This window comes from Streptomyces sp. NPDC013157, assembly GCF_042899865.1.
Classification (GTDB): Bacteria; Actinomycetota; Actinomycetes; order Streptomycetales; family Streptomycetaceae; genus Streptomyces.
Genome location: NZ_JBIBAK010000008.1, coordinates 357,444 through 383,499, shown reverse-complemented (window position 1 = coordinate 383,499; position 26,056 = coordinate 357,444). Strand labels below are relative to the sequence as shown.

Here is a 26,056-nt window from a genome sequence, read left to right as displayed (position 1 = left end):
TCGCCGGCAAGGACTCCCCTGGACCGGCCACGCCGCGGTCGCCCGAGGCTCTCCCGGTGCGGGCTGAACGGCCCATGCTTCCGGTCGAGTCGACCCCGAGCAGCCCTACGGCGGTCCCCGCTCGGCCCATGTCGCGGCGCCGGGCCGGCTGACACCTTGATGAGTGTCACCACGGCAAGGAACCACCACGAGGAGGAGGTGCGGACCGATGCGCAGGACCCGGCGCGTGAAGAAGCTGCTGTGGCGGTGGCGGAGCAACCCGCTGCGACGCCGTGCCGATGTCGTCGAGGCCTGGGTGGTCCTGGCCGTATGGGCGCTCGTCGTGGTGGGAGGAACCGTCGCCGGACTGCTCGCCGCCCGGACCGCGGACGACGTCTTCGCGCGGCAGCGCGAGGAACGGGAACCCGTGCGGGCCGTGCTTCTCGTCGATGTCCCGAAGACCACTTCCGGGCTCGGCACCGAGAGCGAACGCACGCCGGGCACCGTGACCTGGACCGCGCCCGACGGCTCCGCGCGCACCGGCCGGACTCTCGTGGACACCGGTACCGAGGCCGGTTCCCGCGTCGTGGTCTGGCAGGACCGCCAGGGCCGTCTGACCACCAGGCCACCGAGCGCCCGCGCGGCCGCCGTGGAGGCGGGGGTCCTGGGGACCGCGGCCGGCTGCGCACTGGCCGGAGTGGTCATCGGGGCCGGAGCGGTGGCCCGGTGGCGGCTGGAGCAGCGGCGGCTCGGCCTGTGGGACCGCGAGTGGACCACCGTCGGACCTCGCTGGGGTCACAAGACCGGCTGACGAGGATTGCTTTCCGGAAGAAGGCCGCCCGGGCCTTGCTGCGGCGCGCTACGCGCGCCGTGGCCGTCGTGCCGTCGTGAGCACTCCCGGAGCCGACCCACCGGTAGTCCGGGAGCGTGAACACGTTCACGCTGGTAGCAGGACCCGTGAGGGCTCCTTCGAGCCCTGGCTCCCCGCAGCTGTGAGGAGAACACCATGACCGGCAGCCCGCACCAGGTAGGCGACGTGATGACGCGTGCCGTCGTCGCGGTGGGCCGCGAGGCCCTGTTCAAGGACATCGTGGGGCGGATGGACGAAGGGAGGATCAGCGCCCTGCCCGTACTGGAGGGCGACGGGCGGGTGGTCGGGGTCGTCTCCGAGGCCGATCTGCTGCCCAAGGAGGAATTCCGGGACAGCGATCCGGACCGGTTCACGCAGCTGCGCCGGCTCTCCGACCTGGCCAAGGCCGGGGCGGTGCGCGCGGAGGAGCTGATGAGCACCCCGGCCGTCACCGTCCATGCCGACGCCACGTTGCCGGAAGCCGCCCGGATCATGGCGATACGGCACGTGAAACGGCTGCCCGTCGTGAACGCCGAGGGCGTGCTGGAAGGGGTGGTCAGCCGCGGGGACCTGCTCAAGGTGTTTCTCCGCTCCGACAACGACCTCGCCGACGAGATACGGCGTGAGGTCGTCGACCCGCTCTTCCCGGCACCGGTCGAGCCGGTGCACATCGTGGTCACCGAGGGCGTCGTCACCCTGACCGGACGGGTCACCGACGGCACCCGGATCCCGCTCGCGGTGCGCCTGGTGCGGGGGGTCGAGGGCGTGGTGGGCGTGGACTGCCGGCTCACCGCGACGGACGCCTGACGGGGAGCCGTGACGCACCGTTCACGTGTTCCAGAGGCGACGCCTTTCCGGTCACCCGGGTCCGGGCTGCCGGATCAGCCGTGGGCCACCACGGCGACGGGTGCACCTATGTGATGCAAGGCGGCATGGGTGACGTGACCGATGTGCGCGCCGAGTGCACCGGTACGGATGCGCCGGCCGACGACGGCCAGGGACGCGTCACGGGCCGCGTCGACGACGACCTGCGCGGCGCTGCCGCAGCGGCTCGCGTCCATGACGTCGAGGCCCGGGAACTTCTGCCGCCACGGGCGCAGCGCCTCGGCCAGAGCGGTGCGGTGGCTGCGTTCGAGGTCGTCCTGGAGCGCCGCGTCGTCGGGGAAGCGGTAGTGGGGCATGACCGTCTCCGGCCAGGCGGACACCACCCGAAGTGATGTTTCCCGGCGGACCGCGGCGTCGAAGGCGAACTCCAGCAGCGCGTCGTCCGGGTGATCGACATCGAGGCCGAGCACCACCGGCCGGAACGGTGTGGCGGCGGACGGCACGCCCGCCGGATCCATCCTGTGCTCGTCCGCGGCCTGCTCGCCCTCACGCACCAGCACCACGGGCCGTTCCACGCGGGCCACGACGGCCAGGCTCACCGAGCCGACCACGAACCCGCCGATGCCGCCGAAACCCCGCGAGCCCAGCACGAGCAGCTCGGCGGAGGCCGCCGCCTCGCAGAGGGCTTCGGGCACAGCTCCCGTCAGCGGTTCGGTGAGCACCTCGAGACCGGGGTGCCGCAGCCGGAGGCCCTCCGCGGCCTCGCGCGGCACCGGCCGGGTCCAGTGCTGGCTGGTCTCGGGACCCACCAGCGGGGCCTGCGCCACGGGTACGGGGGGACGTTCTGCCACGTGCACGATCTTCAGTGGCAGGCCGCGCAGCCGGGCTTCGCGCGCCGCCCACTCGGCGGCGGCCCGGCTCTCGGGCGATCCGTCGAGACCTACGGTGACGGTTCGGAACATGATCTCCACCTCCGGGGAGCGCTCCCTTCCAGCGTGACGGCACGCTCCCGGGGCGGTAAGGGCCATCCGTCCCCCTGCGGGCCCGACCGGCCCACGCGTGCGCAGGCGGGCCGGAGGGCAGCCGCGCCCGCCGCCGAGAAGAGCCGGTGCACGCCACCCTGGCCGAGGCCGCGCGCATCATGGCCCGGAAGAAGGTCAAGCGACTGCCCGTGGTGGACGAGCACGGTCTGCTATCAGGTGTGGTCGGAGATACGGCGGGACATCGTCCCGCTCCTCTTCCCGCCGCGGGGCTCGGACGTCGGCGCGGGCACCTCACGGACCGCCCGGGGGATCATCGGACCCGGCACAGGGACCAATGGCCCCTGGTACGTCGGCCGCACCGCCCCCTGCAATGGAAAGGGAATCGGCGGCGGCACTCCCCGGCGCCGCCGCAGGGAGGAGGCGAGGGCGATGTCCGCTCCCGCGTCAGCGAAGCAGACCGACCGGGCCAGGACGACACCGGGCCCGAGGCGACCGGCGCCTCGATGCGCGCCCGCGTCGGCGACGAGATCGTCGTACGCGGCACCAGGGCCGGAGTCGTCGCACGGGACGGCGGGGCCGTCGGGCTCCACCATCGTGACGGCTGCCCGCCCTACGACGTGCGATGGGGCCGACGGCGGACGGGTGACCGTGTACTGCCCGGGGCCCGACTCCTGCGTCAGGCATCCGGCGTCCGCGGCCCCCGCACCCGGCGGTCCGGGGAGTGGAGGCCGTCATGACCCGGCCCGGTGATCTCCGCCCGATCGTGGTGGGCGTCGATCCGGACCCGGCTCACCGGATGGCTCTGGCCTGGGCGGCGGACGAGGCCGCCCGGCGCCGGTTGCCGCTGCGCCCGGTCCTCGCCGAGGGCGTGCCGACCCGCGGCTACGGGAGGGGCCGGACACCGCCCTCCTGGGAGGAGTGGAACGAGGCGCTGCACAAGGCGGGCCGGCAGGCGCTGGACGACGCCGCGGGGTTCGTCGCGGAGCACCATCCGGGGCTCCCGGTGGACCCGCTGCTCGCAGAGGGCGATCCGGCGTGGGTGCTGCGGGAGCAGAGCCGTGACGCCACGGCCGTGGTGCTGGGCTCGCGGCATCTGAGCCGCGCGCAGGAGGTGTTCGGCTCCGCCTCGGTCGCCGTGCCCCTCATGGCTCACGCCCGCTGCCCGGTGGTCGTCGTACCCGAACCGGAACACGTCACCCAGGACCCGGCGTACTACGTCGTCGGCGTCGACGGCAGCCCGCACTCCGCGGCCGCCGTGGACCTGGCGTTCGAGGAGGCCGCGCTGCGCGGCGCCGGAGTGCGGGCTCTCTCCGTCTGGGAGCCGGGCCCGCTGAGGATCTTCGACGAGTACGAACCGCAGCAGGAGGCCCGGCGGTTGCTCTCCGAGATCGTGGCCGGTCGCGGCGCCCGCTACCCGCAGGTGGACCTGCGCCACGAACTGGTCGCCGGACACCCCGTACAGGTGCTCACCGAGGCCTCGGCCCACGCGCTGGGTCTGGTGGTGGGCACCCGGGGCCGGGGCGGTTTCACCGGCATGCTGCTCGGCTCGGTCAGCCAGGGGGTGCTGCACCACGCGCGGTGCCCGGTCATCGCCGTGCCGTCCGGGCCCGGGTGATCCCCGGGGCCGATGCGAAGGGAAGGGAAGCCACCATGACCGCAGAACCCGTCGACGCGCACACCGTCGAAACGCTCGTGGCAGACGCCGCCGCCGCGCCCTCGCAGCACAACGCACAGCCGTGGAGGTTCCGTTACCTCCGCGACATCGGTGTCCTGCGCCTGTACGCCGACCTGGGGCGCACCCTGCCGCACACCGATCCGCAGCTGCGCGGTCTGCACCTGAGCTGCGGGGCCGCACTGCTCAACCTACGGGTGGCCGCCGCGGCGGAGGCGCTGGCACCGGTCGTCCGGCTGCTCCCGGACCCGGACTGTCCGGACCTGCTCGCCGAGGTGCACCTGTGCGGCAGCAGTCCGCCGGACGCCGCGCTGGCGCTGTTGCGTCCTGTGGTCGGCCGCCGGCACTCCAGCCGCTTCCCCTTCCGTGACGAGGAGATCCCGGCGGCGATGCGCGAGGGCCTGGGCGAGGCGGCCGACGCCGAAGGCGCGCAGTTGCTGTTCCCGGGCGGCTGGCATGTGCGGTCGGTCCTGGAGCTGGTGGGGGACGCCGAGGAGTGGGAGGCGCAGGACGCGGGAGTGCGCGGTGAGACCGCGCGGTGGGCGCATGCGGAACCTTCGGGGACCGAAGCGCCGTCCGACGGCATCCCCGCCGAGGCGTTCGGCCCGGTACGCCGTGGCGGCGACGCCCCCGTGCGCGACTTCGCCGCCGGACGCCCCATGCCGGACCGTCCCCGGGCGTCGTTCGAGAAGAGGCCGAACATCGCCCTGCTCGGCACGGCCGACGACCGCCCCGTGGACTGGCTGCGCGCCGGGCAGGCGCTGGAGCGGGTCCTGCTGCGGGCGACCGCGGACGGACTGGTCGCGTCCGTGACCTCCCAGCCGCTCGAATGGCCGGACCTCCGGTGGGCGGCCCGCGACCCGCTCTCCGCCATGGGCCACGTGCAGATGGTGCTCCGGCTCGGCTACGGCCCGGAAGGGCGGCAGAGCCCTCGACGGCCACTGGACGACGTGCTCGACATCGTGTGAATCCGGCAGCGCCCGACTCCCCCGCTCGAAGACCCCGCACCACGACCGGACGACCGACGAGGAGCATCCCCATGAAGGTGTCCGAGGTGATGACCGCGCCTCCCGTGCACGTGGACCCCGGTGTCTCCCTGAAGGAGGTGACCCGGTGGATGACCGAGCACGGCGTGGGCTCCGTGCTCGTCGTGAAGGACGGTGAGCTGTGCGGCATCGTGACCGACCGCGACCTCGCGCTGCGCGGCCTCGGCGGCGGCCTGGCGCCGGACTCGACCGTGGACGCGGTGATGTCGGCCGAGGTCGTCACCGTCGACGCCGACGACGATCTGCGGGCCGCGTACCGCACGTTCGGCCGCGCGGGCGTGCGCCGGCTGCCGGTCCTCGACCGGGGGCGGCTGGTCGGGGTGCTGACGATCGACGACCTCTTCCTGGACGTCTTCCGGCGGCTGGCCGACCTGCTCGGACCCGTCGCATGGAGCGTGCTCCACGAACCGCCCGGACCGCCCTCGGCCGGCGGCGGTCCGCATGAAGCCTGAACCGGGTCGATCGGGAACGACCGCGCTGCGCGAGGACGACCCGCCCCACGCAGCCGTGCGTCGGGGGAAGCGGACCGTCCTCGGCCGTGGAGCCGGGCCCGCCCGCCGTCTCTCTCTTTTCCCCCCCCGCAGGCCGTCCCCGAGGTCGTCACCGCCCTGAACGGCTCAGGGTCGGTCATTGATCCGCGGGTGTGATGCGCCGGCCCGTGAGGCTCCTGGGCCGGATCGACACCCACATCGCACGCTCGTCGCCCGCCCACGGAGTGGTGTGGGCGCGTTCCACGAGTCCGCGGACCACCTCGGGCCGGGTCACGACGCTCGCGTGCCCGACGGCGAGCACGCTCCAGCCCTGGCTCAGCGCCTCGTCCACGTGGTCGACCTCGAAGGCGACGTCCTCGTCCACGGTCAGGGCGGTGACGGAGCCGGGCGCGGTCCTGAAGACGATGGCGCCCTCGATGACGTCGTAGTTGACGGGGACGACCGCGGGCAGGCCGTCCGGCGTGGACAACGTGACGCGTCCGACCCCGTGCGTGGAGAGCAGGGCCCGGCACTCCTCCGGGCCGAGGTCGAGCAGCCGGGGGCGGAGCAGGGCGTGCCCCTGCCCGGGCGGGAGGCCGACGCCGCCGCCGTACAGCGCGTCGACACTGGTACCCAGGGCGTCGGCCAGTCTGACGAGGGCCGCCGGGGTCGGGGCCGCGGGCTGCTCCTCCAGGTAGGCGAGGTATGCCGGTACCATCCGGGCGCGAGCGGCGGTCTCCTCCCGGCTGAGCCCCAGCCGCCGCCGTGCCGCGGCCACCCGCCGGCCGACGTCTCCGGGATTGGCCGCGCCGGTCGGCGGCAGAGACCCGGGCCCGGTCTTCACCTCACCCGACGCGGGCCGGCCGTGGTCGAGGTGGTGGACGTGTGCGTCGGGCCCGGGAAAGACGAGGGTGATCTCGCCCGAATCCGACCAGCGCACGTCGTAGGGAGGTGTGCCGTCCTCGTGGTGGAGACCGACGATCTCCCCGTCGCGTCGGGTGGCACCGGTCGCCGGGCTTTCGACGACGAGTTGGTCACCGAGATGAGCGCGCATGATCGCCGCCCCTCTCCTCAGAGTCGTCCGACAGGCGTTGCTTCAGGCGGGCCGTCCGGTCGTCGCACGGCTGCCCGGCTGGTCCACCCCCACACCCTCGATGTCCCGTTCCGCGATGCGCAGCAGTTGCTGGGACAGGTCGTTCATGGCCCTGCCCGCCGCCAGTTCGTCGCCGATCTCCGGGACGTTGCTGTCCGTCGGGCGGCAGTGCGCGGTCCCGTGGGCGGTGAGTGACGTGGTCCCGGTCTCCAGCACCACGCGCGCCTTGGTCGTTCCGTCGTCTTCCTCGAAGAGGTGGAGGTTCACCTTCCACTGTGCCGTGTGCATCGCTTTCCTCCTCGGATCCGCGAGGACGGAGTCCGCTTTGTCCATCGTGTTCGTCCACCATCCATCGGCTTCCGACTCCCCGCACTGGGCCGAACGTCCCTGCCGTACCGCCGTCCGGCCCCCGGAGAAGGCGACCCGGTGGCTCCTCGTCGGCGACGGCCACGTCGGCGATCGCTGGAAGGCCGCGTGGATCTCCTGCCCCGTCGCCTCGTGCGAGACGAGCAGCAGCTCGGTGGAGCCCGCCGGCAGCGTGTCCAGGCCGCCGCCGTCGAGCGCGTCCAGCTGTGCGCCCGCGGCGACGGAGGGGGCCGGGCTCCGCACGGGCCGACCCGGCGGGGCCACGGGGAGGCTCCCGGCGGGCCTCGCCGGTCGTGCCGGGGCGGGCCTCGCCACAGCGAACCGGTGAGACCCGCCCGGCGCACACGGTCACTTCTTCAGCTCCGCGGCGATCCCGGACGCCCACGCCTGCACAGCGTCGAAGTCCCGGAAGTCCCCGCCCTTCCCGGAGCGCACGATCCTCCGGGCCAGCCACCCCTCCGCGTCCTCGTCGAGGCAGCCCCCGAAGGTGACGTGCCCCCGGGCGTGCAGGTCCTGCACGGCGCGCCGCACCGCGCGTACGGGCGGGATGTCCCGCTCGGCGGCGGAGTCGTCGAGCGGGCCGCTGCTGAAGAACCACACGGGCCGCTCGGCAAGGTCCTTGCCGTGGCGGCGGACGAAGGTCCGGGCATCCTTGTGCCAGCGCCCCGCGTACAGGCCGCCGCCGACCACGACCGCGTCGTACCGCGTCACGAAGGGCACGGACGCGGCTCGCATCGTCTCGACGGTCAGCCCGTTCTCGCGCAGGGTGTCGGCGATCGCTTCGGCGATGTGCGCCGTGGATCCGTTCCTGCTGCCGTAGGTGACTAACACCGTGCCGGTCATGGGATGGTCCCCCTCTCAGAGTCCGCGCAGCCAGTCGTCAGCCGCGCCGTGCAGTGCCTGCTCCTCGCGGACACGGGAGTCGTCCAGGCGGTAGGTCAGTCTGTCGATCACGTCGACCACGCCGTCGATCTGGCGGGTCATGGAGACGGCGATCTCGGTCTCGGCCCTGCGCTCAATGTGGCCGGTGAGCGTGACGACGCCCTCGGCCACGGCCACCTGCACACTGTGCGGCGGCAGCCACAGGGCGTGGACGAGGACTTCGTCGACGACCTCGCCCCGGATCTCGTCGTCGGGGCGCAGGAACACCTGGAGCAGGTCGCGCCGGGTGACGATGCCGACCAGCCGGTCCTCCTCGTCCAGGACGGGGAGCCGCTCCACTCGGCGTTCGGCCATGGTGCGGGCCGCCTCGACGATGGTGTTCTCGGCGTGCACCGTCACCGGCGGGTCCGACATCAGGTCTCCGGCCGTGCGGGCCCGCGCCTTGGCCGCCTGCTTCCTGGCGCCGCGCGTCAGCTGGCCCAGCGGTGCGCGGTACTTCTCCCCGTAGGGACCCGGCGCGGTGGCCTGGCGGGCCATGAGGTCCGTCTCGGAGATGACCCCGATGACCTTGTCGTCGTCGTCGACCACCGGGAGCCCGCTGATCCGGTGGTCGGCCAGGAGCCGCGCGACCTCTTTGAACGGCGTGCTGTAGGCGGCGTGGACGACATCCGTGGTCATCACGGAGCCCACCTTGTTGTGCCTCATCTCTGTTCCCTCCTCGCTCCTCAGCGGAGTCGGCGCAGATAGGGGTCCTGCGGCCGGCGCGGCAGCAGTCGTACCCGTGCGTCGAGCACGGTGACGCCGTCCGGTGTGGCCAGGACGGGGTTGAAGTCGGCCTCGGTGAGCTGCGGCAGATCCGCCGCCATCCGGGACAGCCGCCGGAGCAGCTGCTCCAGGGCTTCGAGGTCGACGGGTCGGTTGCCGCGGGTGCCGAAGAGCAGGGGTGCGCAGCGCGGGGACGTGATCAGGTCGTGCACGTCGTGGTCGGTGAGGGGGGCCAGCCGGGCCGCGTGGTCGGCCAGCACCTCGGTGGCCGTGCCGCCGAGCCCGAACAGCACGAGCGGGCCGAACACCTCGTCCTGGACGACACCGGCGAACAGCTCGGTGCCGCGCCGGGCGAGGGACTGGACGACCACGCCGGTCATCAGATGGCCGAACCGGGTCTCCAGGTCCCGGAAGGCGGCGCGGACCTGCGGCTCGCCGCGCAGGTCGAGGTGGACCGCCCGCTCCTCGCTCTTGTGGACCAGGCCCGGCCAGTGGGCCTTCATGACCACCCGGCCGTCGGCGCCGCTGAGCCGTTCGGCGGCGCGCACGGCATCGTCCTCGGTCTCGGCCCAGGCCCAGGGGATCTGCGGGATGCGGTAGCAGGCGAGCAGGTCGGCGCAGGTGCGCGGGTCGAGCCAGCCGCCGTCCGGGTGAGCGGCGAGGTAGGCGTCCGCGATGGTGTGGGCGCGCTCGGAGTCGACGTCGTCGAGGGCCGGTACCGTGCCGGCCGGGCGGGCCAGCCAGGCCGCGCGGTCGGCGGCGTGGGCCAACGCCCGTGCGGCGGTCTGTGGTTCGGCGTAGGACGGGACGGTGCCGCCCTCGTCGGCGGCGGGCAGCAGCTTCACCGGGAGGTCCTGCTCCAGGCACACGGCGAGGACCGGCTTGGGCCTGCGGCCGGGCGCCCCGGTGAGGGCGCGGATCAGGTGGTCGCCGGTGGCGGTGGCGAGGGCTGTCGGGACCAGGGCCACCAGGACGGCGTCGACGCCCGGGTACTCCATGAGCGCGTCGACGCAGTCCGTGAGCTGTTCCTCGGTCACGGCGGCGGTGGCATCGACCGGGTTGCCGACGGCGGCCCCGTCGGGCAGCACGGCGAGCAGCTCGTCGGCCATCGCCGGGGTGAACGGCGGCAGGGCGAGCCCCGCCTCGGCGCAGGCGTCGGCGGCAAGCACTCCGGCGCCGCCCGCGTTGGTGACGATGGCGACGCGGTTGCCTTCCGGCAGTGTCTGGGAGTAGAGCAGTGCGGCCGTTTCGAGGAGTTCGCCGACCGAGCTGGTGGCGGTGACGCCCGCCTGGGTGAACAGGGCCCTGCGGGTCATGGTGGGGGTGGCGGCGGCCGCGGTGTGCGAGGCGGCGGCCCGGCGGCCGGCCGTGGACCGGCCGGCGTCCACGGTCAGCACCGGCATCCGGCGGGCCACCCGGCGGGCGGTACGGGAGAACGCGCGGGGGTTGCCGAAGGACTCCAGGTGCAGCAGGGCGAGGTCGGTGCGGCCGTCGGTCTCCCACCACTGGAGCATGTCGTTGCCGCTGACGTCGTACTTGTCGCCGAGCGAGACGAAGGAGGACACGCCGATGCCGAGCCGGGAGAGTCCGTCGAGCAGGGCGATGCCGATGCCTCCGGACTGGACGGCGACGCCGGCGCTGCCGGGGCGCGGGTGGCCGTCGGCGAAGGTGGCGTCGAGGCGCAGGCCGGGGTCGGTGTGGGAGATGCCGAGGCAGTTGGGGCCGACCAGGCGCATGCCGTAGGTGCGGCATGCCGTACGCAGTGCTTGTGCGTGGTCGGGGCCGAGGCCCGCGGTGACGACGAGCAGGGCGCGGACGCCGGCCTTGCCGCACTCCTCCGCGGTGGCCGGGACCGCCGCCGCGGGAACCGCCACGACCACCAGGTCCGGGGTCCTGGGCAGGGCGCTGACGGACGGGTAGCAGGGCACCCCGAGGACCGAGGTCACGCTGGGGTTCACGGCGAAGAGGCGACGGGTGTAGCCGCCGGTCCGGATGTGGTGGAGGATCGCCCGGCCGACCGAGCCCGGTTTGCGTCCGGCGCCTACGACGGCGACCGCCTTCGGGTACAGCAGCGGCCGCAGGCTCGCCACGTCGGCGGCGCGGCCCCGGGACTCGACGGCCGAGAGGTAGGCGTCGTCCTCGTCGAGGTGGATGGTGCAGCGCGTCTCCGGGCCCTCGAAGCGCCGGGCGGTACGCAGGCCGAGGTCGGTGAAGAGCCGGAGCACCTCGCGGTTCTCGCTCAGCGCGTCGGCCGTGAAGACGGTGATGCCGTCGGCGCGGGCCGCCGAGACCAGGTGCTCGACGAGGAGGGTGCCGACCCCCCGGTGATGGAGTCCGTCGGCCACGGCGATGGAGATCTCCGCGGAGTTCTTCTCGTCCCCCGTCTCGTACTCGGCGAGGCCGAGCACCCGGCCCTGAGCCTCGGCCAGCAGTGCCCGGTAGCCGGGGCGGGCCGGGGCGCACGCCCGGTCGGCTGCCATCGCGGCCGAGCGCCGGCTCACCGAGAAGAACCTCAGGCGGAGGTTCTCCGCGGACATCTCGTCGTAGAACCCCTTCAGCCGCTCGTGGTCACCGGGGATCACGGGCCGGATGCACACAGTGGTCCCGTCCGCGAGCAGCGCGTGGGCGGGGGGTCGTTCGAGCAGGGAGTCGGTCATCGCGGTTCTCCTCCAAACCGGTTGGCACTACGAGCATCCGGCGCGGCGGGCTCGGGCCCCATGGGCTGTCCGGGGTCTGCCGGGGGCCGGTCGGCCCAAGGTTCTGCGCTGGTCGTCCCGGGTCCCGGGCACACGGAAGGGGCCGGTGATCGGCGGCACCGGCCCCTTCCGCAGTACGTGGTCAGTCGTCGGCCACCAGGGCCGTGAGGTCCAGGAGCCGGTTGGTGTAGCCCCACTCGTTGTCGTACCAGCCGAAGACCTTGGCCAGCGTGCCGTTGGCCTGGGTCAGGGCCGGGTCGAAGACGCAGGACGAGGGGTCGCCGATGACGTCCCGGGAGACGATGGGGGCCTTCGACACCCGCAGGATGCCGTTGAGCGCTCCCTCGGCCGCCGCCTCGAAAGCGGCGTTGATGTCGTCCGGGCCCGCCTCGCGGCCGAGCACCACGGCGAGGTCGGTGAGCGAGCCGTCCTCCACGGGGACGCGGACCGCGATCCCGTCCAGCGCCCCGGCCAGTTCCGGCACCACCAGGCCCACCGCGCGGGCGGCGCCGGTGCTGGTGGGGATGATGCTCAGGGCGGCCGAGCGGGCCCGGCGCAGGTCCTTGTGCGGGCCGTCGAGCAGGGACTGGTCGTTGGTGTAGCCGTGGATGGTGGTCATGACCCCGCGTTCGATGCCGAAGGCCTCGTCGAGGACCTTCACCATCGGGGCGACGCAGTTGGTGGTGCAGGAGGCGGCGGAGACGATGCGGTGCTGGTGGCGGTCGTAGGTCCGGTCGTTGACGCCCATGACGATGGTGGCGTCGGCGCCCTTGCCGGGTGCGGACAGCAGCACCGTGTGGGCGCCGGCCTTCAGGTGCAGGGCGGCGGAGTCCCGGTCACGGAAGCGGCCGGTGGACTCGACGACGATCCCGGCACCGTGGTCCAGCCAGTGCAGGGCCGCCGGGTCGCGCTCGGCGGTGACGGCGATGCGCCGCCCGTCGACGGTGATCGAGCTGTCGTCGTGGGTGACGTCCCGCCCGATGTGCCCGAACGTCGAGTCGTACTCCAGGAGATGGGCGAGCGTGGCGGGTGAGGTGATGTCGTTGATCGCGACGACCTCGACGTCCTGGGTGCCCGCCTCGGCGCGGTCGAGTGCCGCGCGCAGATAGGTGCGGCCGATCCGGCCGAATCCGTTGATGCCGACGCGTACGGTCATGGTGACGAACTCCTTTCGGTAGCAGGTGGATTGAGGCGATTCAGGCGTTCCAGGTGCGGTCGGAGGCCTCGGGCAGATCGGTGCCGTGCTGGGTGCGCACGAGGTCCAGCCCCGGCGGCGGTCGTCGGGCGGTGGAGGCGGCACGATCAGGCGGGTGACCGCAGGCGGGCCTCCGGCCGGCAGGTCACCGCAGTCACGTCGGTTCGGGTACGACGGCGACCGGGCACGCCGCGTGGTGCAGGACTCCGTGGGCCACCCGGCCGAGTTGGAGACCGAGGTGCTCGGTGTTGCGCCGGGCGCCGACGACCAGCAGGTCGGCGGTGTGGGAGGCGGCCAGCAGCACCTGGCGGGCGGGGCCCTCGACGGTCCGCCGGTGCACGCGCACCTGCTGCGGTACGTCGCGCAGCGCCTCCTCAAGAGTGTCCGAGGCCTCCTGCTCGTGCAGCCGGGCAGGTTCTCCCGACGGCTGGGGGTACCCCCGGACGAAGTCTGGGGGAGGGTGGTCGGTGGTCTCACGCGCCGGGGCCCGCCAGGCCCGCAGGGCGTCCACCTCGGCGCCCCGCAACCCGGCCTCCCGGACAGCGAAGCGCACGGCCTCCCGGCCCCCGACGCCGAGCACGATCCTGCCGCCGGCTCCGGTGCGGACCCGGTTGTCGTGGCTGCCACGCAGCACGATCACCGGGCAGTGGGCGTGCGCGGCGACGGCCAGCCCGACCGAGCCGAGCAGCATCTCGACGAAGCCGCTGCGGCCCCGGGAGCCCAGCACCAGTACGGCGGCCTCGCGGCTCTCGTGGACCAGCGCGTACTCCGGCTCCTCCGGCACGACGTCGGTGGTGACCTTGAGACCGGGCTGCCGGCGGTGGGCACGCTCGGCGGCGACGGCGACGACGTCCTCGGCCATCAGCTGGTCGGACGGCTTGGTGACGAGGTCCTCGGCGAGCGACTCGCCCTCGTACCGCTCCCACAGCGAGGCGTACACCAGCCGGAGCGGCGCGCCGCGCAGGACGGCCTCGTCGGCCGCCCAGTCGACGGCCCGCAGGCTGGAGTCGGAGCCGTCGACCCCGACCACGACGGGGAGGTCCACCGTGCTCACCGCCCCGCGCCCATGTCGAACACGATCCGGGCCTTGACCTGGCCGCGCAGCACGTCCTCGATCGACTCGTTGACGGCGGCCAGCGGACGGGTCTCGTAGACGACCCTGGTCCGGCCGGCCGCGTGCAGCTGGAACACCTCGGCGAGGTCCTGCCGGGTGCCGACGATGGAGCCGATGACGCTGGTGCCGTTGAGCACGGTGTCGAAGATCGGGACCCGGAGGGTGCCGTGCGCGGGCAGGGCGACCATCACCAGCTTGCCGCCGCGCCGCAGCCCGGAGTTGACGGCCTCGAAGGCGGCGTCGTTCACCGCGAGGGCGATCGCGGCGTGCGCGCCGCCGTGCCGCTTGAGCACCTCGCCGACGTCGTCCTTGCGGGCGTCGATGACGAGGTCGGCGCCGAGTTCGGCGGCGAGTTCGAGCTTGTCGTCGGTGACGTCGACGGCGGCCACCCGAGCGCCGGCGATCTTCGCGTACTGCAGGGCGAGGTGGCCGAGTCCGCCGACCCCGGAGATCGCGACGAGCTGGGTGGGCCGCACGCCGACGACCTTGAGCGCCTTGTACGTGGTGACGCCGGCGCAGGTCAGGGGGGCGGCGTCGAAGGGGGTGACGCCCTGCGGAACCGGCTGGGCGAAGTCGGCCCAGGCCAGCATCTTCTCGGCGTACCCGCCGTCGCAGCCGTAGCCGGTGTTGACCTGCTGCTCGCACAGGGTCTCCCAGCCGGACAGGCAGTGCTCGCACCGCCCGCACGCCTTGCCGAGCCAGGGCACGGCGACCCGCTGACCGACGCTCAGGTGGGTGACGCCTGCGCCGAGTTCCTCGACGATGCCGACGCCCTCGTGTCCGGGGACGAACGGGGGGTTCGGCTTGACGGGCCAGTCGCCGTGCGCGGCATGGATGTCGGTGTGGCACAGCCCGGAGGCCTCCACGCGGACGCGGACCTGTCCGGGGCCGGGTTCGGGGTCGGGGCGCTCCTCGACGACCAGGGGCTCGCCGAAGGCTCGTACGACCGCTGCCTTCATGGTGTTCTCTCCTCCGAGGTGGGTCAGCCGTGGGCTACGACGGCGACGGGGGCGGTGGCGTGGTGCAGGACGGCGTGGGTGACATGGCCGATGTGGGCGCCGAGGGCACCGCGGCGGATCCGCCGGCCGACGACGACCAGCGAGGCCTCCCCCGACGCCTCGACGAGTTGCTCGGCGGCGCTGCCGAAGCGGGACACCTCGACGGTCTCCACGTCCGGGTACTTCTGCCGCCAGGGGCTCAGCACCTCGGTGAGCGCCTGGGACTGTTCCAGGGTCAGCGCCTCGTGCAGCGGCGGGTCCACGGGCATCCCGTACGCGTAGTACGGGGGCGGGAACCAGGCGTGCACGACCCGTAGCGAGGTGGCACGACGCAGGGCGGCGTCGAAGGCGAACTCGATCAGCGTCTCGTCCGGGTGGTCGGTGTCGAGGCCGAGGACGACCGGCCGGAAGGGCGTGGCCGCCGACGGTATGCCCGCCTGGTCCGTCCGGTGCTCGTCGGCGGCCTGCTCCCCCGCCCGCACCAGCACTACGGGGCTCTCGGCGTGGGCTACGACGCTCAGGCCGACGGACCCGACCAGGAAGCCGCCGACACCGCCGAGGGCCCTGGAGCCGAGGACGAGCAGCGCGGCGCCCTTCGAGGCCTCGACGAGGACCTCACCGGCACTGCCGGACACCTGCTCGCCGACCGCCTCCACACCCGGGTGCCGCAGCCGCAGCTCCTCCGCGGCCTCCCGCAGAACACGGCCGGTCCAGTGCTGGTGGGTCTCAGGACCGAGCAACGGGGCCTGTGCCATGGGGTCGGGGACCGGCTCCCAGACGTGGACGATCTTCAACGGCAGGCCGCGCAGCTCCGCTTCGCGGGCCGCCCAATCCGCCGCCGCCCGGCTCTCGGCCGAGCCGTCGAGACCTGCGGTGACCGTGCGGGTCATGATGTGCACCTCCTGGCGCGAGGGATCCCGCCGGGTTCCCTCGGCGGATCCGGTTCCAGAGTCGTGTTCGGTGGCTTACCGGGGCAGGGGCCACAAGTCCCGTACAGGGGCCGTTGGACCCCCTGCACGGTTACGGGCGGCGGGACCGATGGCGGTTCCGCCGCCCGTCGGACGTTCAGCGCAGCCACCCGTTGGTGCGGACGAACGGCAACCGGGCCCACAGCCGCCCCAGGCCGAGGGCGTCGCCGGCGGCCGTCAGGGCCAGGACGATCAGGACCACGGCGTAGATGAGGTGGTAGTCGGCGAACGGGTTGGTGGACATGCTCACGGAGCCGTCCGAGAGGTGCTTGGCGGGCGGCCACTCGGCCATCCACATCAGCGCCATCATCGCGGTGCCGGCGACGGCCGCGAGCCGCAGCGCGACGCCCGCGGTGAGGGCCAGGCCGATGCCGAGCAGACCGAGCATGAACAGCCAGTCGGCCCAGGTGTCCCCGGCCCAGGAGTGGAAGGTGGACTCCAGCGGGCCTGCGGCGACACCACTGAGGAAGCCCTTGGTCGGCGAACCGCCGTCGATCCAGCCCTTGCCGGAGGGGGTGGCGTAGCCGAAGCCGAAGGTCTTGTCGAGGAACGCCCACAGGAAGACGAACCCGGTGAGCAGCCGCAGGGAGGCGAGGGCGTACGCCCGTGCGGTACGCGTGCCGGTCGTCGCCGCCACCGCGGACTCGGAGCCGGAGGCGGTCCGGGGCCGGCGGAAGGACGGCAGGTGGAAGCCGGAGCTGCGGTGAGGGTGCTCGTGCACGGCCATGGTGGTGATCCCTTCGGTAAATCGGGGGCGGTTCGTTCCTTGCCTGACGTCCTTCACTCTCGTGGTCCGCGAACGCCTGCGCCGGATGCCGAAGGTCCGCATCCGTCGGGCTGAACGGCCCTGTCCTCAAGGCCTGTTGGGACATGCCCACGACGCCGGTGCCGTGACCGGGCACGGGCCGGCGGACGCCGGAACCCCCAGGCGGGAGGCGGTACTTGACCGGCGGCAGCTGCGGACGCCCGGGCCGGCACCGCCGCACGCCCGCCATGTCAGGTCGCGCCTCCCCGCCTCGGACGGCTGCCGACGGCCGTCACCCTTCGCTCACGGGCAGCGCGGCCGATACAGGTGCGGGCCCGTCGGCCTGGGGGTGTCGCCAGAACTCGCGGTCCTGAGGGTCGTGCACGTCTGGACCGAGCCGCCCGGCAACTTCCGCCGCTTCCACGGCATGGAGTTCCACGCCTCGCTCGCGCGGCGGCAGGCCACCGCTCTGACGGAGGCGCTGCGTCCCTGGCGGCGGAAGTTCCCGGGCGTCGACGTGATCGAGTCGAGCCGCTGCGGCAGCGCCGCCCAGGTCCTCGTCGACGCTTCCCGCGACGCTTCCCTGGCCGTCGTGGGCCGCCGGATCCGCACCTGCCCCCTCGGTACCCACATCGGCCACGTCACCCACGCCGTTCTCCATCACGTGGTCGCGCCCGTCGCCGTGGTCGCGCACGGCTACTGAGGCACTCCGGCCCCCTCCCAGCAGGCTGCCGCTTCGCCTTGTCGTCCTCCGCCGGGGAGGGATACCGTGCCGATCCGCGTCCGCGACCGCCGGCCGTGGCGGCCGGCGTGGCGAGCGCCGACGCGGAGATCACCCGCAGCCTGATGTCCGGCAGGCGTGGTCGAGGTGCACTGCGCACGCACCGGGCCGCCCGGCGACGGTCGCCCGGTTCGGCTGTGGCACCGGCGGCGCAGCCTGCTCGGACAGAGCGGTTCCGCAGTGGCCCTGGGCCGTCAGTAGGCCGCCACCCCCTGCCCGCGGAACTGCCCGCGCACCCGTTCGACCAGTTCCGCCGACGGACCGGGCGTGTCCCGCAATGCGAAGGGGATGCCGAGTGCCGTGTACTTCGACGCACCCAGTTGGTGGAAGGGAAGGATCTCGACCCGCTGGACCGAGGGGAGCTCGGAGACGAAGCGGGCCAGGGCGTCGACGTGCTCCGGGGCGTCCGTCCAGCCGGGGACCAGGACGTAGCGGATCCACATCGGGACGCCGAGGCGGTCGAGGCGGGTCGCGAAGTTCAGGGTGGGGGTGAGTTCGCCACCGGTCAGGGCGCGGTAGGTGGGGACGTCGAAGGACTTGATGTCGAGCAGGACCAGGTCGGTGTCGGCGAGGAGTTCGTCGGTGGCGCGGGCGCCGAGGAAGCCGGAGGTGTCCAGGGCGGTGTGCAGGCCGGCCTCCTTGCAGCGGCGCAGCACCGCGCCCGCGAAGGCCGACTGGAGGAGCGGTTCGCCGCCGGTGAGGGTGACCCCGCCGCCGGCCGTGGTGACGAAGGCACGGTACTTCTCGATCCCGGCCATCACCTGGTCCACCGTCGTCCCCTGCCCGTCGCGCATGTGCCAGGTGTCCGGGTTGGCGCAGTACAGGCAGCGCAGCGGGCAGCCGCTGAAGAAGAGGACGAACCGGGTCCCGGGACCGTCCACGCCGGTGGACAGGTCCCAGGAGTGGATCCGGCCGCGCACCACGGCGCTCACAGGGATCCGTGGAAGGTGCGGCTGATCACGTCGAGCTGCTGCTCGCGGGTCAGCCGGACGAAGTTGACCGCGTATCCGGAGACCCGGATCGTCAGGTCCGGGTAGCTCTCCGGGTGTTCCATCGCGTCTTCCAGAGTGGCCCGGTCCAGGACGTTGACGTTCATGTGGAAGCCACCGGCCGCCGTGTAGGCGTCGAGGATGCCCACCAGATTGCCCTCGCGTTCGGCCGGGTTGTGGCCCAGACCCTCGGGCGTGATGGTCGTGGTCAGGGATATGCCGTCGCGGGCCTGTTCGTAGGGCAGTTTGGCCACCGAGAGGGCGGAGGCGGCGACGCCGTGGCGGTCGCGGCCGTTCATCGGGTTGGCGCCGGGGGCGAAGGGCCGGCCGGCCTGGCGGCCGTCGGGCGTGTTGCCGGTGTGCTTGCCGTAGACGACGTTCGAGGTGATGGTGAGGACCGACTGGGTGTGTTCGGCGTTGCGGTAGGTGGGGTACTGGCGCACCTTCGCCATGAAGGACTCCACCAGGCCGACCGCGATGTCGTCGGCGCGGTCGTCGTTGTTGCCGTACGCCGGGAAGTCGCCCTCGGTACGGAAGTCGACGGCGAGTCCGGTGGCGTCCCGGAACACCTTCACCCGGGCGTACCTGACGGCGGACAGGCTGTCGGCGGCGACCGAGAGGCCGGCGATGCCGCAGGCCATGAAGCGATGCACGGGGTAGTCGTGCAGGGCCATCTCGAGGCGTTCGTAGGCGTACTTGTCGTGCATGTAGTGGATGACGTTGAGGGCGTTGACGTACGTCCGGGCCAGCCAGTCCAGGACGTGGTCGTAGGCCGCGGAGAGTTCCTCGTAGTCGAGGTACTCGCCGGTCAGCGGGGGTGCGGCGGGGGCGACCTGTTCGCCGGTCATCTCGTCTCGGCCGCCGTTGATCGCGTACAGCAGTGCCTTGGCGAGGTTGACCCGGGCGCCGAAGAACTGCATCTGCCGGCCGACCTGCATCGCCGACACGCAGCAGGCGATCGCGGTGTCGTCGCCGGTGCGCGGGCGCATCAGCTCGTCGGACTCGTACTGGACGGCGCTGGTGTCGATCGACACCCGGGCGCAGAACTCCTTGAAACCGCCGGGCAGTCGGGGCGACCAGAGGACGGTCAGGTTGGGTTCGGGCGCGGGGCCGAGGTTGTAGAGGGTCTGGAGGAACCGGAAGGAGGTGCGGGTGACCAGGGTGCGGCCGTCGGTGCCCATGCCGCCGATGGACTCGGTCACCCAGGTCGGGTCGCCGGAGAACAGGGCGTCGTACTCGGGGGTGCGCAGGAACCGTACGATCCGCAGCTTGATCACGAAGTCGTCGATCAGCTCCTGGGCGCGGGTCTCGTCGAGGACGCCGTCCGCGAGGTCGCGTTGGAGGTAGACGTCGAGGAAGGTGGAGGTGCGGCCGAGTGACATCGCGGCGCCGTTCTGCTCCTTCACGGCGGCCAGGTAGCCGAGGTAGAGCCACTGCACGGCCTCGTGGGCGTTCGTGGCCGGGCGGGAGACGTCACAGCCGTAGGCCGCCGCCATCTGCGCCAGCTCGCCCAACGCCCGTATCTGCTCGGCTAGTTCCTCCCGGTCACGGATGACCTCGGTGCCGGAGGCGCAGGCGTCGAGCTTGGCCCGCTCGGCCTTCTTGGCCTCGATCAGCCGGTCCGTGCCGTAGAGCGCCACGCGCCGGTAGTCGCCGATGATCCGGCCGCGGCCGTAGGCGTCGGGCAGTCCGGTGATGACGCCGGCCTTGCGGGCGGCGCGCATCTCGGGGGTGTAGGCGTCGAAGACGCCGTCGTTGTGGGTCTTGCGGTAGGTGCCGAAGACCCGGGTCACGAACGGGTCGGGCTCGTAGCCGTACGCGCGCAGCCCGTTCTCCACCATGCGCAGGCCGCCGTTGGGCATGATCGCGCGCTTGAGCGGGGCATCGGTCTGGAGGCCGACGATCAGTTCGCGGTCGCGGTCGATGTAGCCCGGCGCGTGCGAGGTGATCGTGGACGGGGTGGTGGTGTCGACGTCGAGGATGCCCCGGCGCCGCTCGTCCGGGAACAGCGAGCTGACCTTCGTCCAGACGGCGCGGGTGCGGTCGGTGGGTCCGCTCAGGAACTCCGGGCCGCCCTCGTACGGTGTGTAGTTGGCCTGGATGAAGTCGCGTACATCGGTCTGCTCGCGCCAGCGGGTGCCGGCGAAGCCCCGCCAGGCGTCCGTGGTGCGGTTGCCGACTGTCGTGGTGAGCGTCATCGTCGGTTCTCTCCCCTTCTCTCACCTGGGATGCTTGTCGTTCGCCGCGCGCGGCGGGAGTGCCGTCCGGTCCCCGACGGCGGGGCCGGACGGCCCTGCCCGGGCCGTCACCCGCCGTCGAGGTCCGGGCGGACCAACGTGCCCGAGCGGCCGTGGACGATCTCGTACGCGGCGTCCAGGGCCCCGATGGCGGCCAGTCCCCCGGTCCGCTCCACGAAGCGGGCGGCCGCCTCCGCCTTGGGCCCCATGGAGCCCTCGGGGAACCCGGCGCCGCGCAGCTGCGCCGGAGTGGCGTCCAGCACGGGGTGCTGGTCCGGGGTGCCGTAACCCTCGTACACGCAGGGCACGTCGGTGAGGACGAGCAGGAAGTCGGCCTTCAGCTCCTCGGCGAGCAGGGCTGCCGTGAGGTCCTTGTCGACGACCGCCTCGACGCCGGCGAGGGCCCCGGTGTCCGGGTCGGCGGTGACGGGGATGCCTCCGCCGCCGGCGCAGATCACCAGCGTGCCGCCGCCGAGGAGTTCGTGGAGCGTCTCGATCTCGACGATGCCCTGCGGGGACGGGGAGGGCACGACGCGGCGCCAGCCCGTGCCGTCCAGCCCCATGCGCCAGCCGCGGTGCCGCGCGAGGGCCTTGGCGACGTCCTGGCCGTAGACCTGGCCGACGAACTTGGTGGGGTGCTCGAAGGCCGGGTCGTCGGCCCGGACCAGTGTGTGGGTGACCAGGGTGGCGACGCGGCGGCCGGGCAGGGCGTTGTGCAGGGCACGGGCCAGCAGGGCGCCGATCATGCCCTGGGTCTCGGCGCCCAGCGTGTCGAGCGGGTAGGGGACGGTCAGGGCCGGGTCGGCCGCGCTCTCCATGGCGAGCAGGCCGATCTGCGGGCCGTTGCCGTGGGTGACGACCAGTTCGTGGTCGTGGGCGAGGGCGGCGAGGGCGGTGACGACCCGGTCGACGTTCTCCTCCTGGACGGCCGCGTCGGGGCGGTCGCCCCGGCGCAGCAGGGCGTTGCCGCCGAGGGCGACGACGATACGCATGGCTCAGTCCTCCAGGGTGGCGACGAGCACGGCCTTGATGGTGTGCAGCCGGTTCTCCGCCTGGTCGAAGACGATCGACGCCGGGGACGAGAAGACCTCGTCGGTGACCTCCAGGCCGTCCAGGCCGTGGGCGGCGTAGAGGTCCCGGCCCAGGTGGGTGCTGCGGTCGTGCAGGGCGGGCAGGCAGTGCATGAACTTCACGTCCGGGTTGCCGGTGGCGGCCAGCTTCTTGTCGTCGACCCGGTAGGGCAGGAGCAGTTCGATGCGCTCCCGCCAGGTGTCGGCGGGCTCGCCCATCGACACCCAGACGTCGGTGTGCAGGAAGTCGGCACCGCGTACGGCGGTCTCGGCGTCCTCGGTGAGGGTGACGCGGGCGCCGCTGCGGTCGGCGAGCGCCCGGCACCGGGCTACCAGTTCGCCGTCCGGCCACAGCCGGCGCGGAGCGGCGATGCGGACGTCCATGCCGAGCAGGGCGCCCATGGACAGCAGCGAGTTGCCCATGTTGTTGCGGGCGTCGCCGAGATAGCAGTAGGCGATGTCCTGAAGCGGCTTGGCGCTGTGCTCGTGCATGGTCAGGACGTCGCACAGGCTCTGGGTGGGGTGGGCGGTGTCGGTGAGGCCGTTGCAGACGGGGACGCCGGAGCGGTCGGCGAGTTCGGTGACGATCGACTGGGCACTGCCCCGGTACTCGATGGCGTCGAACATGCGGCCCAGCACGCGGGCGGTGTCGGCGATGGACTCCTTGCCGCCGATGTGGGTGTCGCCCGGGCCGAGGTAGGTGGTGCGGGCGCCCTGGTCGGCGGCGGCGACCTCGAAGGCGCAGCGGGTGCGGGTGGAGGTCTTCTCGAAGATCAGCGCGAGGTGCCGGCCGGTGAGCCGCGGCCGCTCGGTGCGGGTCCGCTTCTCGGCCTTGAGGTGGGCGGCGAGGGTGAGGAGGCGGTGGATCTCGGCGGCGGTGAAGTCGAGTTCGCTCAGGTACGAGCGGCCTCGCAGGTCGACGGTCACGGTGTCTGGTTCTCCTCGCTCGGTCAGTGGGCCGGGTCGCGTTGGACCGGGCAGCTCATGCAGCGCGGTCCGCCGCGCCCGCGGCCGAGTTCGGCACCGGCGATGGTGACGATCTCGATGCCCTGCTTGCGCAGGTAGGTGTTGGTGGTGACGTTGCGCTCGTAGCCGACGATCACGCCGGGCGCGACGGCGAGGAAGTTGCTGCCGTCGTCCCACTGCTCGCGCTCGGCGCCGCGGATGTCCTGCGGGGCGGAGAGCATGCGGACCTTGTCGACGCCGAGGGCCTCGGCGAGCGCGGTCGCCAGGTCGGAGTCGGGGGTCACCTCGAAGCCGGTGTCGCGTTCGGCGTTCGGCGTGAGCGTCCAGGAGCGCAGGGAGTCGGCGAGCCCGGGGTAGATCGCGAAGGCGTCGCGGTCGACCATGGTCAGGACCGTGTCCAGGTGCATGTAGGCGCGAGCGGACGGCAGTTGGACGGCGATCAGCCGGGTGGCCGTGCCGTCGGCGAAGAGCCGGGCCGCGAGGTTCTCCACGGCCTGTGCGGTGGTGCGCTCCCCCATGCCGACCATGACGGCCCCGTTGCCGAGGACGTGGACGTCGCCGCCCTCCAGGGTGCCCGCCACGCCGTCGAGCAGCGGGGCGCCGGCGAACAGCGGGTGGAAGCGGTAGACGGCCTCGGCGTGCAGGCTCTCGCGGCGGCGGGCCGGCTTCGCCATCGGGTTGACCGACAACCGGTCGTAGATCCAGCAGGAGTTGTCGCGCGGGAAGAGGTGGTTGGGCAGCGGCGGGAGCGCGAAGTCGTCGGCGTCCAGGGCGCTCCAGACCAGGCTGTGCGGGGTGGTCAGCGACAGGTCGCTCTTGAGGATGCCGCCGATGAGGTAGCCGGCCAGGGTCTCCCCGTCGAGTTCGGCGCACAGGGCGCGGACGGGGTCGACGAGGGCAGGGCCGACGGTGGCCGGGGTGACGACCCGGTCCAGCAGCCAGTCCCGGGCGCCCTCGGCGTCGAGCGCCTGGGCGAGCAGGTCCCCGAAGTAGTGGACGCGGGCGCCGTGGTCGCGCAGGACCTGGGCGAAGGCGTCGTGCTCCTCGCGGGCGCGCTTGGCCCACAGGATGTCGTCGAAGAGGAGGGCGTCGACGTTGCGCGGGGTGAGGCGGGAGAGTTCGAGGCCCGGGCGGTGCAGGATCACCTGGCGCAGGCGACCGACCTCGGAATCGACGTGGAAGGTGTTCATGGCGGCCTTTCCGGGGCGCTGGGTCAGTCCTGGTGGTCGAGGGGACGCGGCTTGTGGGTGCCGCCGACGCGGTTGGTGCGCAGGCCGCGGGAGCGCCGGGGGCTCGGGACCGCTGTCTCCGGGGCGCGCCGCGGGGTCTCGGGGCCGGCGGCGGCCAGGCTCTGGCCGCGCTTGAGCCAGACGTAGACGGGCACACCGAGCAGGACGACGAACAGGCCGTAGTAGACGGTCTGGTAGCCGCTGCCCTGGATCGACCAGTAGGAGAAGGCGAGCGCCAGCGCGGCGACGGTCGTGTCACGGGCGAGCCGCTTCGGGCTGAGCGACTCCCGGCCCTTCACCAGCAGCCAGTACAGCTGGGCGGCGGCGGAGAACAGGTAGGGGATGACGGCGGTCAGCACGCTCAGCAGAACGATCTTCGTGAAGACGTCCTCGAAGCGGGTGTAGCTGAACACGGTGATCAGCGAGGCCAGCACGGTCGAGGCGACGATCCCGAAGGCCGGCACGCCGTTCGCACCGCGGAGCCGGGCGAAGGCGGTGGGGAAGAGGCCGTCGCGGGCCGCGGCGTACGGCATCTCGGCGCACAGCATCGTCCAGCCGTTGAGGGCGCCGACACCGGAGACGATCGCGGCGACGGCGACCACGTCACCGGCCCAGCTGCCGCCGAAGATGTTGTTCGCGGCGTCCGTGAAGGGCGCGGTGGAGGAGCCGAGACCGGCGTGCGAGACGGTCCCGAAGACCGCGAGGGTGCCCAGGATGTAGATGACGGCGCAGACGAGCGTGCCGTACACGGTGGCCCGCGGCACGTTGCGGCCCGGCTCCCGCACCCGGCCGGCGACGACCGAGGCCGCCTCCAGACCGAGGTAGCTGAACAGGGCGATGGCACCGGCGGCGGAGATCGCACCCAGCGCGGACCGGCCGCTGGCGTTGAAGGAACCGAAATTGTGCGGGTCCATGAAGAACAGGCCGACGGTGGCCATGAAGACCAGCGGGACGAACTTCAGCACGGTGGTGATCACCTGGAAGGCGCCCGTGTTCCTCACGCCGGTGAGGTTGATCGCGGCTGGGATCCAGAGGCCGGTCAGGGCGAGGAGCACCGAGAGCCACGTTCTGTGCCCGGTGTTCACGAACACCTCGACGTAGCCGACCCAGGCCACCACGATCGCCGCGTTGCCGGCCCACGCGGTGATCCAGTACGACCAGGCGTTCAGGAACCCCGCGAACTCGCCGAACGCCTCGCGGGCGTAGACGTACGGCCCGCCGCTTGCGGTGGTCCGCCCCGCGAGCGAGCCGAAGGTCAGCGCCAGGGCGAGCGCGCCCACGGTGACGACGCCGAAGGCGACCAGCGCGATCGGCCCGTACGGCGCCAGCGCGGACGGCAGGGCGAAGACGCCGGTGCCGATGACGCTGCCGATCACGAGGGCGGAGGCGGCGGGAAGGCCGAGGGCCGCCGTGGGGGCGGCTCGCTTCCCGCTCGTCGGGGTCGTGGACATGGCTGTGCTCCTTGTGCGTGGCGCTGCGGACGGGTCGGTGCGGGACCGATCGTTCTGCGCCACGCGGGGGTGCGGGGAGCGGCCGTACGGGCTCAGGGACGTACTGAAGGTCCCCGGCGGCCGGGACCGTTCGGCCCATGCCCGGGCCGGGGCATCCGCCGCACGCTGGCAGTAGTAGTCGGCACGCCCCGCCCGGGAGGTACGTCATGATCACCACACCGACGCCCACCATGCTGCGCGCACTTCCCGGCGAACACCGGGAACGGCTGATGCGCTTCGCCCGGGAGGTCTCCTTCCCCCAGGGAACCCGGCTCTTCGAGGAAGGCGCTCGCGCCGACCGGTTCTGGATCATCCGCTCCGGCCGGGTCGAACTCGACATGCACGTCCCCGGCCGCCGGGCGGCCGTCATCGAGAACCTCGGCCACGACGAGCTGATCGGCTGGTCCTGGCTGTTCGCACCCCATGTGTGGCACCTGGGCGCCGAGGCCACCACGCCGGTCCGGGCCTACGAGTTCGACGCCGTCGCCGTCCGGTCCATGTGCCAGGACGACCCGGCACTGGGCAACGCCGTGAGCCAGTGGGTGGGACAGGTGCTCGCCCACCGCCTGCGTGCCGCCCGTACCCGCCTGCTGGACCTGTACGCCCCGTACGGCGCCGACGCCGGCGTCTGACGGCCCGCCCGGCAC

The 26,056-nt window shown here is 72.9% G+C and carries 25 protein-coding genes and 1 pseudogene; 9 read left to right on the top strand and 17 right to left on the bottom strand.

Annotated elements, in window-relative coordinates; translation table 11 throughout:
* Positions 1-208 precede the first annotated feature (208 nt).
* Positions 209-790: a hypothetical protein gene (locus ACFY6U_RS25290; protein WP_390041666.1), complete on the top strand. Its 582-nt coding sequence runs from the start codon at positions 209-211 to the stop codon at positions 788-790.
* Between the two features lie 195 nt (positions 791-985).
* Complete coding sequence (locus ACFY6U_RS25285; protein ID WP_390041665.1) at positions 986-1,636, top strand: CBS domain-containing protein; 651 nt, start codon at positions 986-988, stop codon at positions 1,634-1,636.
* A 74-nt stretch (positions 1,637-1,710) separates the two neighbouring features.
* On the opposite strand, the gene ACFY6U_RS25280 is transcribed toward ACFY6U_RS25285, so the two are convergent.
* Positions 1,711-2,616, bottom strand: a complete 906-nt coding sequence (locus ACFY6U_RS25280; protein WP_390041664.1) for a universal stress protein — start codon at positions 2,614-2,616, stop codon at positions 1,711-1,713.
* Positions 2,617-2,768: 152 nt separating this feature from the next.
* Between ACFY6U_RS25280 and ACFY6U_RS25275 the strand changes: the two are divergent.
* The 5 genes and pseudogenes from ACFY6U_RS25275 to ACFY6U_RS25255 form a co-directional block, all read left to right on the top strand.
* Positions 2,769-2,861 (top strand): annotated as a pseudogene (locus ACFY6U_RS25275) (CBS domain-containing protein); the annotation flags it as partial.
* Between the two features lie 279 nt (positions 2,862-3,140).
* A complete protein-coding gene (locus ACFY6U_RS25270; protein WP_390041791.1) occupies positions 3,141-3,374 on the top strand; it encodes a DUF1918 domain-containing protein in 234 nt (77 codons plus the stop codon).
* Positions 3,371-4,252, top strand: a complete 882-nt coding sequence (locus ACFY6U_RS25265; RefSeq protein ID WP_390041662.1) for a universal stress protein — start codon at positions 3,371-3,373, stop codon at positions 4,250-4,252. Before ACFY6U_RS25270 ends, ACFY6U_RS25265 begins: the two co-directional genes overlap by 4 nt.
* 35 nt (positions 4,253-4,287) lie before the next feature.
* Positions 4,288-5,277, top strand: a complete 990-nt coding sequence (locus ACFY6U_RS25260; protein WP_390041660.1) for an Acg family FMN-binding oxidoreductase — start codon at positions 4,288-4,290, stop codon at positions 5,275-5,277.
* 71 nt (positions 5,278-5,348) lie between these two features.
* On the top strand, positions 5,349-5,807 hold the full coding sequence (locus ACFY6U_RS25255; protein ID WP_390041658.1) for a cyclic nucleotide-binding/CBS domain-containing protein: 459 nt from the start codon (positions 5,349-5,351) through the stop codon (positions 5,805-5,807).
* A gap of 175 nt (positions 5,808-5,982) precedes the next feature.
* On the opposite strand, the gene ACFY6U_RS25250 is transcribed toward ACFY6U_RS25255, so the two are convergent.
* The 10 genes from ACFY6U_RS25250 to ACFY6U_RS25205 all read right to left on the bottom strand — a co-directional run bounded on the left by ACFY6U_RS25250 (position 5,983) and on the right by ACFY6U_RS25205 (position 16,629).
* Positions 5,983-6,879, bottom strand: a complete 897-nt coding sequence (locus ACFY6U_RS25250; protein WP_390041657.1) for a DUF1918 domain-containing protein — start codon at positions 6,877-6,879, stop codon at positions 5,983-5,985.
* A gap of 42 nt (positions 6,880-6,921) precedes the next feature.
* Entirely contained in the window at positions 6,922-7,206 is a 285-nt protein-coding gene (locus tag ACFY6U_RS25245) for a DUF1876 domain-containing protein (RefSeq protein WP_390041789.1), read from the bottom strand.
* A gap of 426 nt (positions 7,207-7,632) precedes the next feature.
* Entirely contained in the window at positions 7,633-8,127 is a 495-nt protein-coding gene (locus ACFY6U_RS25240; protein WP_390041655.1) for a flavodoxin domain-containing protein, read from the bottom strand.
* A 15-nt stretch (positions 8,128-8,142) separates the two neighbouring features.
* Entirely contained in the window at positions 8,143-8,871 is a 729-nt protein-coding gene (locus ACFY6U_RS25235) for a CBS domain-containing protein (protein ID WP_390041653.1), read from the bottom strand.
* A 20-nt stretch (positions 8,872-8,891) separates the two neighbouring features.
* Positions 8,892-11,588 (bottom strand): GNAT family N-acetyltransferase, encoded by a 2,697-nt coding sequence (locus ACFY6U_RS25230; RefSeq protein ID WP_390041651.1) that lies wholly within the window; start codon positions 11,586-11,588, stop codon positions 8,892-8,894.
* A 181-nt stretch (positions 11,589-11,769) separates the two neighbouring features.
* Positions 11,770-12,783, bottom strand: a complete 1,014-nt coding sequence (gene gap / locus ACFY6U_RS25225) for a type I glyceraldehyde-3-phosphate dehydrogenase (RefSeq protein ID WP_390041649.1) — start codon at positions 12,781-12,783, stop codon at positions 11,770-11,772.
* Between the two features lie 193 nt (positions 12,784-12,976).
* Positions 12,977-13,867 (bottom strand): universal stress protein, encoded by an 891-nt coding sequence (locus tag ACFY6U_RS25220; protein WP_390041787.1) that lies wholly within the window; start codon positions 13,865-13,867, stop codon positions 12,977-12,979.
* A gap of 5 nt (positions 13,868-13,872) precedes the next feature.
* Entirely contained in the window at positions 13,873-14,895 is a 1,023-nt protein-coding gene (locus tag ACFY6U_RS25215) for a zinc-dependent alcohol dehydrogenase (RefSeq protein ID WP_390041647.1), read from the bottom strand.
* A 23-nt stretch (positions 14,896-14,918) separates the two neighbouring features.
* Positions 14,919-15,824: a universal stress protein gene (locus ACFY6U_RS25210; protein WP_390041645.1), complete on the bottom strand. Its 906-nt coding sequence runs from the start codon at positions 15,822-15,824 to the stop codon at positions 14,919-14,921.
* A gap of 175 nt (positions 15,825-15,999) precedes the next feature.
* Positions 16,000-16,629, bottom strand: coding sequence for a hypothetical protein (locus ACFY6U_RS25205; RefSeq protein WP_390041644.1), 630 nt, complete (start codon positions 16,627-16,629; stop codon positions 16,000-16,002).
* On the opposite strand from ACFY6U_RS25205, the gene ACFY6U_RS25200 reads away from it, so the two are divergent.
* Positions 16,628-17,350: a universal stress protein gene (locus ACFY6U_RS25200; protein ID WP_390041642.1), complete on the top strand. Its 723-nt coding sequence runs from the start codon at positions 16,628-16,630 to the stop codon at positions 17,348-17,350. The two genes, ACFY6U_RS25205 and ACFY6U_RS25200, sit on opposite strands and share 2 nt — an antisense overlap.
* Before the next feature lie 272 nt (positions 17,351-17,622).
* Here ACFY6U_RS25200 and pflA read toward each other — a convergent pair whose 3' ends face one another.
* The 6 genes from pflA to ACFY6U_RS25170 form a co-directional block, all read right to left on the bottom strand.
* Positions 17,623-18,360, bottom strand: a complete 738-nt coding sequence (gene pflA / locus ACFY6U_RS25195; RefSeq protein ID WP_390041640.1) for a pyruvate formate-lyase-activating protein — start codon at positions 18,358-18,360, stop codon at positions 17,623-17,625.
* A complete protein-coding gene (gene pflB / locus ACFY6U_RS25190; RefSeq protein WP_390041638.1) occupies positions 18,357-20,615 on the bottom strand; it encodes a formate C-acetyltransferase in 2,259 nt (752 codons plus the stop codon). Before pflB ends, pflA begins: the two co-directional genes overlap by 4 nt.
* A gap of 107 nt (positions 20,616-20,722) precedes the next feature.
* Entirely contained in the window at positions 20,723-21,646 is a 924-nt protein-coding gene (locus ACFY6U_RS25185; protein ID WP_390041636.1) for a carbamate kinase, read from the bottom strand.
* Between the two features lie 3 nt (positions 21,647-21,649).
* Positions 21,650-22,651 carry an ornithine carbamoyltransferase gene (argF, locus tag ACFY6U_RS25180; RefSeq protein ID WP_390041634.1) on the bottom strand — a complete coding sequence of 334 codons (1,002 nt, stop codon included), beginning with the start codon at positions 22,649-22,651 and terminating at the stop codon, positions 21,650-21,652.
* A 23-nt stretch (positions 22,652-22,674) separates the two neighbouring features.
* Complete coding sequence (locus ACFY6U_RS25175) at positions 22,675-23,880, bottom strand: arginine deiminase (RefSeq protein ID WP_390041632.1); 1,206 nt, start codon at positions 23,878-23,880, stop codon at positions 22,675-22,677.
* 23 nt (positions 23,881-23,903) lie between these two features.
* On the bottom strand, positions 23,904-25,295 hold the full coding sequence (locus ACFY6U_RS25170; RefSeq protein WP_390041785.1) for an APC family permease: 1,392 nt from the start codon (positions 25,293-25,295) through the stop codon (positions 23,904-23,906).
* A gap of 281 nt (positions 25,296-25,576) precedes the next feature.
* Here ACFY6U_RS25170 and ACFY6U_RS25165 point away from each other — a divergent pair, with 281 nt between their 5' ends.
* A complete protein-coding gene (locus ACFY6U_RS25165; RefSeq protein ID WP_390041630.1) occupies positions 25,577-26,041 on the top strand; it encodes a cyclic nucleotide-binding domain-containing protein in 465 nt (154 codons plus the stop codon).
* The last annotated feature ends 15 nt before the right edge of the window (positions 26,042-26,056 follow it).